The sequence below is a fragment of the Limnohabitans sp. genome, from assembly GCF_044361645.1.
Classification (GTDB): Bacteria; Pseudomonadota; Gammaproteobacteria; order Burkholderiales; family Burkholderiaceae_C; genus Limnohabitans_A.
Window position 1 is genome coordinate 1 of the sequence record NZ_JBIKIL010000131.1, and the last position, 10,519, is coordinate 10,519.

At 60.2% G+C, this 10,519-nt stretch carries 11 protein-coding genes and 1 pseudogene; 6 read left to right on the forward strand and 6 right to left on the reverse strand.

The window, feature by feature from the left end; all coding sequences use genetic code 11:
- The 3 genes and pseudogenes from ACIQ39_RS16415 to ACIQ39_RS16425 form a co-directional block, all read right to left on the reverse strand.
- Positions 1-723 (reverse strand): annotated as a pseudogene (locus ACIQ39_RS16415) (hypothetical protein); the annotation flags it as partial.
- A complete protein-coding gene (locus ACIQ39_RS16420; protein ID WP_396435678.1) occupies positions 717-1,346 on the reverse strand; it encodes a GNAT family N-acetyltransferase in 630 nt (209 codons plus the stop codon). The gene ACIQ39_RS16420 and the pseudogene ACIQ39_RS16415, both read right to left, overlap by 7 nt.
- 4 nt (positions 1,347-1,350) lie before the next feature.
- Positions 1,351-2,193, reverse strand: coding sequence for an AAA family ATPase (locus ACIQ39_RS16425; RefSeq protein WP_396435679.1), 843 nt, complete (start codon positions 2,191-2,193; stop codon positions 1,351-1,353).
- A 106-nt stretch (positions 2,194-2,299) separates the two neighbouring features.
- Here ACIQ39_RS16425 and ACIQ39_RS16430 point away from each other — a divergent pair, with 106 nt between their 5' ends.
- Positions 2,300-2,959 (forward strand): c-type cytochrome, encoded by a 660-nt coding sequence (locus ACIQ39_RS16430; RefSeq protein ID WP_396435680.1) that lies wholly within the window; start codon positions 2,300-2,302, stop codon positions 2,957-2,959.
- Positions 2,960-3,029: 70 nt separating this feature from the next.
- On the opposite strand, the gene ACIQ39_RS16435 is transcribed toward ACIQ39_RS16430, so the two are convergent.
- Complete coding sequence (locus tag ACIQ39_RS16435; protein WP_396435688.1) at positions 3,030-3,464, reverse strand: DUF1841 family protein; 435 nt, start codon at positions 3,462-3,464, stop codon at positions 3,030-3,032.
- A 462-nt stretch (positions 3,465-3,926) separates the two neighbouring features.
- On the opposite strand from ACIQ39_RS16435, the gene pcaF reads away from it, so the two are divergent.
- Positions 3,927-5,129, forward strand: a complete 1,203-nt coding sequence (pcaF, locus tag ACIQ39_RS16440) for a 3-oxoadipyl-CoA thiolase (RefSeq protein WP_396435681.1) — start codon at positions 3,927-3,929, stop codon at positions 5,127-5,129.
- Positions 5,130-5,156: 27 nt separating this feature from the next.
- Here pcaF and ACIQ39_RS16445 read toward each other — a convergent pair whose 3' ends face one another.
- Both ACIQ39_RS16445 and ACIQ39_RS16450 read right to left on the reverse strand, forming a co-directional pair.
- On the reverse strand, positions 5,157-5,546 hold the full coding sequence (locus tag ACIQ39_RS16445; RefSeq protein ID WP_396435682.1) for a hypothetical protein: 390 nt from the start codon (positions 5,544-5,546) through the stop codon (positions 5,157-5,159).
- Complete coding sequence (locus ACIQ39_RS16450; protein WP_396435683.1) at positions 5,543-6,952, reverse strand: acyclic terpene utilization AtuA family protein; 1,410 nt, start codon at positions 6,950-6,952, stop codon at positions 5,543-5,545. The genes ACIQ39_RS16445 and ACIQ39_RS16450 overlap by 4 nt, the downstream gene beginning before the upstream one ends.
- A 176-nt stretch (positions 6,953-7,128) precedes the next feature.
- On the opposite strand from ACIQ39_RS16450, the gene ACIQ39_RS16455 reads away from it, so the two are divergent.
- The 4 genes from ACIQ39_RS16455 to ACIQ39_RS16470 form a co-directional block, all read left to right on the forward strand.
- A complete protein-coding gene (locus ACIQ39_RS16455; RefSeq protein WP_396435684.1) occupies positions 7,129-8,004 on the forward strand; it encodes a branched-chain amino acid ABC transporter permease in 876 nt (291 codons plus the stop codon).
- A 9-nt stretch (positions 8,005-8,013) separates the two neighbouring features.
- Positions 8,014-9,090 (forward strand): branched-chain amino acid ABC transporter permease, encoded by a 1,077-nt coding sequence (locus tag ACIQ39_RS16460; protein ID WP_396435685.1) that lies wholly within the window; start codon positions 8,014-8,016, stop codon positions 9,088-9,090.
- A complete protein-coding gene (locus ACIQ39_RS16465; protein ID WP_396435686.1) occupies positions 9,087-9,920 on the forward strand; it encodes an ABC transporter ATP-binding protein in 834 nt (277 codons plus the stop codon). The genes ACIQ39_RS16460 and ACIQ39_RS16465 overlap by 4 nt, the downstream gene beginning before the upstream one ends.
- Positions 9,917-10,519, forward strand: a 603-nt coding sequence (locus ACIQ39_RS16470) for an ABC transporter ATP-binding protein (RefSeq protein ID WP_396435687.1), incomplete at its 3' end; no start/stop codon positions are given. The genes ACIQ39_RS16465 and ACIQ39_RS16470, both read left to right, overlap by 4 nt.

Consider the following 10,519-nt stretch of genomic DNA (forward strand, 5'->3'; position numbering starts at 1 on the left):
GTCCATGAGCAGCAGCACTTTCACGTTGTTGTGCCGCTCCGGCCGCATCAGGATGTCGAGGTAGCCCGCGTTGGCTGCGGTTTTGCGGATGGTGCCGTCCAGGTCCAGCTCTTGCACCGAGCCCTCGCGGGCAAAGCGGCGCAGGCGGCGCAGCGCCACCTTGATGTTGCGCGTGCCCAGCTCTTGTTGGTCGTCGTAGTCTTTGTAGGCGCGTTGCTCCCAAACCTTGACGGCGCTTTTGTTGCCGCCCTTGCCACCAATGCGAATGCCCTGTGGGTTGTGGCCGCCATTGCCAAAAGGCGAGGTGCCGCCGGTGCCGATCCACTTGTTGCCGCCCTCGTGGCGTTCTTTTTGTTCTTCGAGGCGCTTTTTTAAAGTGTCCATCAACTCGTCCCAGCCCATCTTCTCAATGGCGGCTTTTTGCTCGGGCGTGAGTTCTTTTTGCAAGATTTTTTCCAGCCAGTCGAGCGGGACTTCTTTGGTGAAGTCGGTCAGCATCTCCACGCTCTTGAAGTAGGCACCAAAAGCCTTGTCGAACTTGTCGAAGTGCTTTTCGTCTTTGACCATCACGGTGCGGGACAGGTGGTAAAAATCGTCGATGCTGCAGGCCTCAGAGGCCGGGCCCACCACATTGGCCTGCAAGGCTTCGAGCAGGGTCAGGTACTCGCGCACCGAAACCGGCAGCTTGGCAGCTCGCAGGGTGTAGAAAAAATCGATCAGCATGACCGGGTGTCCTTTGGGGCAGAGCGGCTCAATTGAAAGTCCAGGTGCGCACGCACATTGGGCCATTCGCTGGCGATGATGCTGTAAACACAGGTGTCGCGCAGTGCGCCAGCGCTCAGAGGGTGGGTGTTGATTTGGTGGCTGCGCAAAACGCCATCGAGCTTGGCGCCCAGGCGTTCGATGGCGCGGCGGCTTGGCTGGTTGAAGAAATGCGTGCGCAATTCCACCGCGATGCAGTCCAGCTGCTCAAAGGCATGGCCCAGCAGCAAGCGTTTGGCTTCGGTGTTGAGGGGGGTGCGTTGCACGCTTTGGCGGTACCAGGTCGAGCCGATTTCGACCCGGCGGTTGCCTGCGTCGATGTGCATGTAGGTGGTCATGCCCACAGCGCGGCCGGTGGCCGGGTCGATCACCGCAAACGGGCACATGCTGCCTTGGGCTTGCAGGCTCAGACGGCGCTCAATTTCGTGCGCCATGCCCTCGGGTGTTGGAATGGCGGTGTACCAGAGCTGCCACAGCTGGCCATCGCGCACCGCCTCGCTCAGGTCGGCCGTGTGCAAGGCCTGCAGAGGCTCGAGTCGAACATGCTGTCCGCGCAGTGTGGTGGGTGCGGCAAAAGCAGGCATGGGCTCAACGGTTGCGTTGGTTCATGAAGACCAGTTTTTCAAACAAGGTCACGTCTTGTTCGTTTTTGAGCAGAGCGCCCACCAAGGGCGGCACCGAAACCTTCTGGTCGGCGCTTTGCAGGGCTTCAAGGGGAATGTCTTCGGCCACCAGCAATTTGAGCCAATCGAGCAGCTCGCTGGTCGAGGGTTTTTTCTTCAAGCCCGGCAGGCCGCGCACGTCGTAAAAAGTCTTGAGGGCCAGGGCCAGCAGGTCTTTCTTGAGCGTTGGGAAGTGCACATCCACGATCTGGCGCATCGTGTCCGCTTCGGGGAACTTGATGTAGTGAAAAAAGCAGCGCCGCAAGAAGGCGTCTGGCAATTCCTTTTCGTTGTTCGAGGTGATGAACACCAAAGGGCGTGTTTTGGCTTGGATCAGCTGGCGTGTCTCGTAGCAATAAAACTCCATGCGGTCGATCTCGCGCAGCAAGTCGTTCGGGAATTCGATGTCGGCCTTGTCGATCTCATCGATCAAGATGGCGACCGGCGTCTCTGAGGTGAAGGCCTGCCACAGCACGCCTTGGATGATGTAGTTGTGGATGTCTTTGACCTTTTCTTCGCCCAGTTGGCTGTCGCGCAAGCGGCTCACGGCATCGTATTCGTACAGGCCTTGTTGCGCCTTGGTGGTGGACTTGATGTGCCACTGCAGCAAGGGCAGCCCCAGCGATTGGGCCACCTCTTCGGCCAGCATGGTCTTGCCGGTACCTGGCTCGCCTTTGACCAGTAAAGGGCGTTTGAGCGTGATGGCGGCGTTGACAGCCAGCATCAGGTCTTGGGTGGCCACGTAATTTTCGGTTCCCTGGAATTTCATAACAACAAGATCTCTGAATGGGTGAAAGGATTTGTCAGGATTATGAGGGTCAGGCCGATATAATCCGCAGTTGATTTTTATCAATCATTTGGATTGTGTGAGCAAAATGAACAAGCTGTTGACCTCGATCTTTGCCCTGGCTGTCTCTTCAGTGACCGCTTTTTCCGTACATGCCCAAGAGATCAAGGGCGACGCCAAAGCAGGCGAGCAAAAAATTGCCATGTGCATTGGTTGCCACGGCATCCAAGGCTACAAAGCCAGCTTTCCTGAGGTGGTCCGCGTGCCGATGATTTCGGGTCAAAACGCCAAGTACATTGTCTCATCGCTCAATGCGTACAAAAAGGGTGAGCGCAAGCACCCCACCATGCGCGGTATTGCCGAGAGTCTGTCCGAGCAGGACATGGCCGATTTGGGCGCTTATTACGAGCAGCACGGCAACATCGCCCCTGCCAGCAAGCTGCCCAAGGCCGCCAGCGCCAAGGTGTCAGAGTTGCTGCAAAAGGGCGCTTGTGTTTCCTGCCACGGTGAAAATTTCAACCAACCCATCGACCCCAGCTATCCCAAGTTGGGCGGCCAGTACAAAGACTATTTGTACGTCGCGCTGAAGTCGTACAAGGTTGAAAACCAGGCCACCTGGGGCCGCAACAATGGTGTCATGGGCGGCATTGCCAAGCAGTACACCAACGCCGAGTTGAAAGCCATCTCGGCCTATATTGCTTCATTGCCGGGTGAGTTGAGAGTGGTTCCTCAGTCGCGTTTTCGCTGATTGGAGGTTTTGACCCCTCCCCGAAAAAAAACCCGCCTTGGCGGGTTTTTTTCGGACCAGCCCGGCGGTGTCAGTCTCGCGTGGCGTGGCGCTGCACGCAGGCGATGTAGGCCTCGCCATCGGGCATGCGGCCCGAGTGCTGGCTTTCATGCACCATGCGGCCCAAGCAGTCCATGGTCTGGTGGTGCGCGTCGTGCAGCGAGTTGAGCCGGTGCGTGAGCAGTTCCACCGCTTGGCGAATGCCCCGGGGTTGGTCGATGCTGCATTGTTCGCTGATGGACAGGTGCATGGACAGGTGCAAAAACGGGTTGTCTCGGCTGGGGTCGGCTTTTAGCATGTTGGCCAGGGCGGCATCGACGTCCGAGAGTTCGGCATGGTACTCAGGGTGTTCGTCGATCCATTGGCTGACGAGCATTTCCATGGGTTCAAGCGTCTCGGCGGTTTTGGCCTTGACATAGACACCGCAAAAAAAGCGCCGGACATCGGCTTGTGAAGGTTGAATCAGCATGTCTTGGATTGTGTCTCAAGTGTTGGTTGTTGTTATGGCTTGGGGGAGTGAGAGGCTGGGGTGCGGGGCCATAGGCGCTTCGCTTTGCCACATCGCCCCGGCCCCGCACCCCAGCCTCTCACGTGGGCGTGTTCACGAGGGTTCAAAACGCGACAGGGCATTCATCATCAATGCCCGAGCAAGGCGGGATGGTGGCGCTGGTCGGGCGATGTGGCAAAGCGAAGCGCCTCTGAGCCCGGCCAGCGCCGCCATCCCGCCTTGCGGATAAACACCCCGAACCCGCTCCCAGCCCAACGCCCAACGCCCAACGCCCAACGCCCAACGCCCAACGCCCAACGTGTTCCCCAGTCGTCAGCAACAGGCCTCGTCAGTTCAGTCCCGTCAAGCGCCCTAAAATCTCAAGCTTCCCCTTTTTTGCGCCGCAGGGTGCAAACCACCCACCCTCAAGAGACCCATCTCATGCAACAAGCCTTCATTTGTGACGCCGTGCGCACCCCCTTTGGCCGTTATGGCGGTGCCTTGAGCAGCGTGCGCACCGACGACCTGGGCGCTGTGCCCCTGCGCGCTTTGATGGCGCGCAACCCCAAAGTGGACTGGGCCGCCGTGACCGACGTTTTGTACGGCTGTGCCAACCAAGCCGGGGAAGACAACCGCAACGTGGCCCACATGAGCAGCTTGCTGGCCGGTTTGCCGATCGACGTGCCCGGTGCCACCATCAACCGTTTGTGCGGCTCGGGCTTGGACGCGATTGGCACGGCTGCACGCGCCATCAAGGCGGGTGAAGCCGGTTTGATGATTGCGGGCGGCGTGGAAAGCATGAGCCGTGCGCCGTTTGTCATGCCCAAAGCCGAAACGGCTTTCAGCCGCAACAACGCGGTGTACGACACCACCATTGGCTGGCGCTTCATCAACAAGCTGATGAAAGCCCAGTACGGTGTCGATTCGATGCCCGAGACCGCCGAAAACGTGGCCACCGATTACAAGATCGAACGCCAAGCGCAAGACCTGATGGCCTACAACAGCCAATTGCATGCGCTTGCCGCCATCCAGGCCGGTCATTTGGCGCGTGAAATTGTGGGCGTGAGCATTCCCCAGAAAAAGGGCGATGCCCTATGGGTGGACACCGACGAGCACCCGCGCGCCACCAGCTTGGAGGCATTGGCCAAGCTCAAAGGCGTGGTGCGCCCCGACGGCACAGTGACCGCAGGCAATGCCTCGGGCGTGAACGATGGCGCGTGTGCCTTGCTGCTGGCCGATGAAGCCACTGCCGCCAAAAACGGCCTGACGCCCAAGGCCCGTGTCGTGGGCATGGCCACGGCCGGTGTGGCCCCAAGAGTGATGGGCATAGGCCCGGCCCCCGCCACCCTCAAGGTGCTGGCGCAAACGGGTTTGACCATCGACCACATGGACGTGATCGAATTGAACGAAGCTTTTGCCGCGCAAGGCCTGGCCGTGTTGCGCTTGCTGGGCCTGAAAGACGACGACGCCCGTGTCAACGCCTGGGGCGGCGCGATTGCGCTGGGCCACCCCTTGGGTGCATCGGGCGCGCGCTTGGTCACCACCGCCATCAACCGATTGCAGCAAACCGCTGGCCGCTACGCGCTGTGCACCATGTGCATTGGCGTGGGTCAGGGCATTGCGCTGATCATCGAGCGTGTGTGAGGTGAACACGCCGATGCATGTCCGGCCTTAATCCGTTGGCCACCAGCCCCTGCGGGGGCTTTTTTGTGCCAGTGCCAATTCTTCGGCACCGACATCAATGTGCAGACGCAGCAAGGCCGCGCCCATGGCTTTGCCCAAGTTGTCCAGGCGCAGGTTGCGGGCACCGCCGCCTTGCAAAGCGCCATGCAGCACGAACTTCAGCGCCAAGATGTTGGGCAGCGGCCAAGCGTCCACCTGACCCGGCAGCCAGGGTGCAAAGTGCGCCTGAACCTTGGCCGCCGTCACTTCGCGCGCCAGCAGGTGGTAACCCGCCTCGTTCCAGGCAAACAGGCCAAAGTCCACCCAGTCGGCTTTGTCGCCACTGCGGGCATGGGCGATGCGGGCGATCGGGATGTGCACAAGCTGCGGGCTACTCATGCGCCGGGCTCCAAAAAGTCGATGCGGGCTTGTACCCGGTGGCGGGCCACCAAGGTGGGCCAGATGCCCAGCAAAGCGCTGGCGCTGTTCATGCCTTGAAAGCCGCAGGTGAAGGCCGGACCGCTCAAGGCCATCCAGGGGAACAAGCGGCCAAAGCCATCGGCCACCGCTTTGGAGCGTGTGCGCAGCACCATGCGCACCCAGATTTCGGCGCGCTCGTTCAGCTCGGCCGCAGGAGGCAGGGGGGCCAAGGGGCCATGGGCGGAGTTCAAGCCGGGGTACTCCACGAACAAGGCGTCAAAAGGCATTTGCCGCGCTTGCAACTGGCTGCGCACCATGGCCTGGGCCGCCTGCACCTTGTCCCACGCGTCGGGCCAGGAAAAGCCCCAACTGACCTCGGCCTTGAAGCCGTCGTGAAAACCGGCCACAACTTTGAGCTGGTCGCTGGGTGGGCTGCCCCGGGCACCGCTCAAGCGCACGCGGTGCTGGCCTTCGTCGTGCAACTGAATCTGGCCCATGTCCAGCACCACATCGGGTGAAAAATAAGCATGCGGGTTGTGCACCTCGTACAGCAGTTGCTGGCGCACGGTGTCAAAGTTCACCAGGCCACCCGTGCCCGGCGCTTTGGTGATGACGGCGGTGCCGTCTGCCCAGACCTCGGCGATCGGGTAACCGATGTGCGCCAGATCCGGGATGTTTTGCCAATCGCCTTGGCTGCCAAAATTGCCGCCGCTGCCTTGGCCCGAACACTCCAGCAAATGCCCCACCGTCAGGCCTTGGGCCAAGCGGTCAAAGTCTTCGGGCGTTTGGGCATCGGCAAGTTTCCAACCCAGCGCATGCACCAGCGGCCCCAAAAACAGGGCCGCATCGGCCACGCGCCCGGTGATCACGATGTCGGCCCCGTGCGCCAGCGCATCGGCGATGGGTTGTGCGCCCAAATAAGCGTTGCCAAACACCAGGCGTTCGCGCACGCTGGCCAGGCGGCTGCCCTCGAGCATGTGGTCAAAGCGATCGATGGCATCCGGGGCGTCAGACGGCTCTTGCAGCAAGGGCAGCACGTCGTCGCCACTGAGCACCGCGATGCGCGGGTGCCAGCCTGCCGTGGCCAATGCGCTGCGCACCGCTTGCGCCGCGCCCATGGGGTTCAGGCCGCCTGCATTGCAGACAAAGCGCACACCACGCGGCTGCATCAAAGGCCACAGGCGCAGCAGCATGGGCACGACATCGCGCGCGTACCCGAGGGATGGGTCACGCTGGCGGTCTTTTTGCAAAATGGCCAGCGTCAATTCGGCCAGGTGGTCGCTGCCGATGAACTGCACTTGGCCGCGCTCGATGCTGGCCACCACGGGCTCCCAGTTGTCGCCGTAGAAACCCAGTCCCGATCCGATGCGTATGGCGTGTGTCATGGTGGCATATTGAAGCCTTAGGCATGGCTTTGAATGGGGGACAACCCCTAGGGAAAGTCTCGGGTAAGACATGCACAATCGCACGGTCGTTCGCAAATGCTTTGACCGCAAAAAGCGTGTTCAAAGTCCAAGGCCGCAGGACTTTCAAAGGCCAAAATAAACATGGGGAGACAGGCGTGCAATTGCTGCAACTGCTGATCAGCGGTGTGGCCCAGGGCTGTATTTACGGACTCATTGCCCTGGGTTTTGTGTTGATTTACAAGGCCACCGAGACGGTGAGTTTTGCCCAAGGCGATCTGATGATGGTGGGGGCTTTTGCCGGCTTGGCGGTCATGACGCTGTTGGGCTTTCCTTTTTGGATCGCTGTGCCTGCGGCCATCGCCGCCATGGGTATTTTTGGGGTCATGCTGGAGCGCCTGGTCATTCGCCCCATCTTGGGGCAACCGGCTTTCTCGATTGTCATGCTGACGATTGGCGTGGGTTTTACATTGCGCGGCTTGATCACCATGATCCCCGATGTGGGCACCGACACCCACACCATGCCTGTGCCTTATGCGGGTGAAGTCTTGCGCTTGGGTGGCTTGGTGATCGCGGCCGAGCAAATGGTGGTGATCGGTGCCACGGGCGTTTTGTGTTTGGGCTTGTTTGCCATGTTCAAGTACAGCAAGCTGGGCATCGCCATGCAGGCGGCCTCGCAAAACCAATTGGCCGCTTATTACATGGGCATACCGGTCAAGCGCATCAATGGTTTGGTTTGGGGTCTTGCTGCCGCAGTGGCGGCCATAGCGGGTTTGCTTTTGGCACCCATCACCTTTGTCCACGCGAACATGGGCTTCATCGGCCTGAAGGCCTTTCCCGCTGCTGTGGTGGGCGGTTTCGGCAGTTTGCCAGGGGCCATTGTGGGGGGGCTGGTGATCGGTATCGTGGAGTCCTTGTCGGGTTTTTACCTGCCCGAAGGCTTCAAGGACATCGCCCCTTACATCGTGGTGTTGCTCATGCTGGTGCTCAAGCCCAATGGCTTGTTTGGCGAGCAACTGCGCAAGAAAGTCTAAGGTCAAGCCATGCGTTTCATTTTCAAAACCGACTACAACCAGGACATCACCCTGGCCAAACACGGGGGCCATGTCTTTTGGTACAGCTTGCTGGCTGTGTTTTTGGTGGCTGCGCCATGGGTGGTGGCCGAGTACTGGCTGGCCCAACTGACCTTTGTCTTGATTTACTCTGTGGTGGGCCTGGGGCTGATGTTGTTGGCCGGTTTCACCGGTTTGTTTTCGCTTGGCCATGCCGCGTTTTTGGGCGTGGGGGCTTACACCCAGGCGGTCATGGTCAATGCCGGCGTGCCATTTCCGCTGGCACTGGTGTGCGCCGGTTTGTTCTCGGCCAGCGTCGGGGTCACCGTGGGTTTGCCCGCTTTGCGCGTGAAGGGCATCTACCTGGGCATGGCCACGCTGGCTTTTGGCTTCATCGTCGAAGAGGGCATGGCGCGTTGGGAAAGCGTCACGGGCGGTAATGCCGGCCTGATGGTCAGCGCCCCGCAACTGGGCGCTTGGACGCTGGACAGCACAGAGGCCTTTTACTTTTTGTGCTTGATCATCACGGTGGGCGCGACGCTGGCCATCGTCAATTTGTTGCGCTCGTCCACGGGGCGCGCCCTTGTGGCGATTCGCGACTCTGAAATCTCAGCGCAAAGCATGGGCATTCACTTGGCGCGTTACAAAACCCTGTCTTTCGCCTTGTCGGCCGCACTGGCGGGCATTGGTGGCGCTTTGTACGCCCACAAGATCCAGTTCCTCTCGCCCGAGCAGTTCAGCATCATCCAGTCGATTGACCTGCTCTTGATGGTGGTGATTGGCGGTTTGGGCTCCATCCATGGGGCCTTCTTGGGCGCGATTTTCTTGATCGTGATGCCGCAGTTGATTGCGATGGCGAAAGACTTTTTGCCCGCCGCCATTGGTGGCGCAGCCGGGCTGCAGGGCACGGTCTACGGCCTGGTCTTGATCGGGTTTGTGTTGTTTGAGCCCATGGGGCTGTACGGCCGATGGCTCAAGATCCGAACCTGGTTCCAACTGTTTCCGTTTTACCGCCGAGGCCTGTTCAAACGCCAAAAATCATTCCAGAAATCGGACCGCCTGAAATGAACGCAGACATTCTTTTATCCGCACAAGACCTGAGCGTGCGCTTTGGCGGCGTGCTGGCCGTGAACAAGGTCAGCTTTGACGTCAAGCGCGGCGAGGTGTTCACCCTGATCGGCCCCAACGGCGCGGGCAAGACCACCGTGTTCAACCTGATCAGCCGCATCTACACGCCGACCACCGGTGTGATCGACTACGCTGGGCCACAGGGCACGCTGCGCCTGACCGAGCAGCCGCCGCACCAAATTGCCAGCTTGGGCATTGCCCGTACCTTCCAAAACATTGAATTGTTCGAGCACGCCACCGTGCTGCAAAACCTGCTGATTGGCCGTCACACCCACCGCAAGACGGGGGTCTGGAGCGAGATGTTCTTCAGCGCCAAAACCCGCGCGGCCGAGATCGAGGCGCGTGAAAAGGTCGAAGAGGTCATCGATTTTCTGGACCTGCAACACCACCGCGATTCAATGGTCGCGGGCTTGCCCTACGGCGTGCGCAAAGTGGTCGAGTTGGCGCGGGCCTTGTGCACCGAGCCCAAACTGTTGTTGTTGGACGAACCCTCTTCGGGCCTGAATGTCGAGGAAACCGAAGACATGGCGTTCTGGATTTCGGACATCCAAAACGAGCTGGGCATCAGCGTGCTCATGGTGGAGCACGACATGAGTTTGGTCTCCAAAGTGTCTGACCGCGTGTTGGCCATGAGTCAGGGTGAAGAGTTGGCCACCGGCACACCCAGCGAAGTGCAAAGCGACCCGGGGGTGATAGAGGCCTATCTGGGCTCGACGGACGATGTGTCCAACCTGCGCCGTGAAAACTACCTGCCCAGAGGTGCCGCATGACTGCTGTCATCCAAAGCCTGAACCCGGCTACCGATGCCGCAGCCGACAAGACCTTGCTCAAGCTGCTCAACGTGGAAAGCGCCTACGGCCCGATCAAAGCCATTCGCGGCGTCAGCCTGCAAGTGCGTCAGGGCGAAATTGCCACCGTGCTGGGCTCCAACGGGGCGGGCAAGACCACCATCCTTAAAACCATCAGCGGCATCATCGACCCGCGCAAGGGTTCGATCGAATTCAAGGGCCAAAGCATCACGGCGCAAGATCCGGCCCTGATCGTGCAACGCGGCCTGATGCACGTGCCCGAAGGGCGCGAGGTGTTTCCGCTGCTGTCCATCCGTGACAACTTGCTCATGGGCGCCTACACCCGCCAAGACCGCGACGGCGTGGCCCGCGACATGGAAGCGGTGTTCAACTACTTTCCCATCTTGCGTGAACGGGCGGCGCAAGACGCAGGCTTGCTCTCGGGGGGGCAACAGCAAATGTTGGCGATCAGCCGCGCCCTCATGGCCAACCCCGATTTGATCTTGCTGGACGAGCCCAGCTTGGGCCTGTCGCCCAAATTGACCAAAGAGATTTTTGAGATCGTGGTGCGCATCAACCGC

Bases quoted from the DNA above. Each gene is read 5' to 3' on its own strand.
- pcaF (WP_396435681.1), top strand. From the start codon at position 3,927: ATGCAACAAGCCTTCATTTGTGACGCCGTGCGCACCCCCTTTGGCCGT.
- ACIQ39_RS16465 (WP_396435686.1), top strand. From the start codon at position 9,087: ATGAACGCAGACATTCTTTTATCCGCACAAGACCTGAGCGTGCGCTTT.
- ACIQ39_RS16430 (WP_396435680.1), top strand. From the start codon at position 2,300: ATGAACAAGCTGTTGACCTCGATCTTTGCCCTGGCTGTCTCTTCAGTG.
- ACIQ39_RS16460 (WP_396435685.1), top strand. From the start codon at position 8,014: ATGCGTTTCATTTTCAAAACCGACTACAACCAGGACATCACCCTGGCC.
- ACIQ39_RS16445 (WP_396435682.1), bottom strand. From the start codon at position 5,546: ATGAGTAGCCCGCAGCTTGTGCACATCCCGATCGCCCGCATCGCCCAT.
- ACIQ39_RS16450 (WP_396435683.1), bottom strand. From the start codon at position 6,952: ATGACACACGCCATACGCATCGGATCGGGACTGGGTTTCTACGGCGAC.
- ACIQ39_RS16420 (WP_396435678.1), bottom strand. From the start codon at position 1,346: ATGCCTGCTTTTGCCGCACCCACCACACTGCGCGGACAGCATGTTCGA.
- ACIQ39_RS16425 (WP_396435679.1), bottom strand. From the start codon at position 2,193: ATGAAATTCCAGGGAACCGAAAATTACGTGGCCACCCAAGACCTGATG.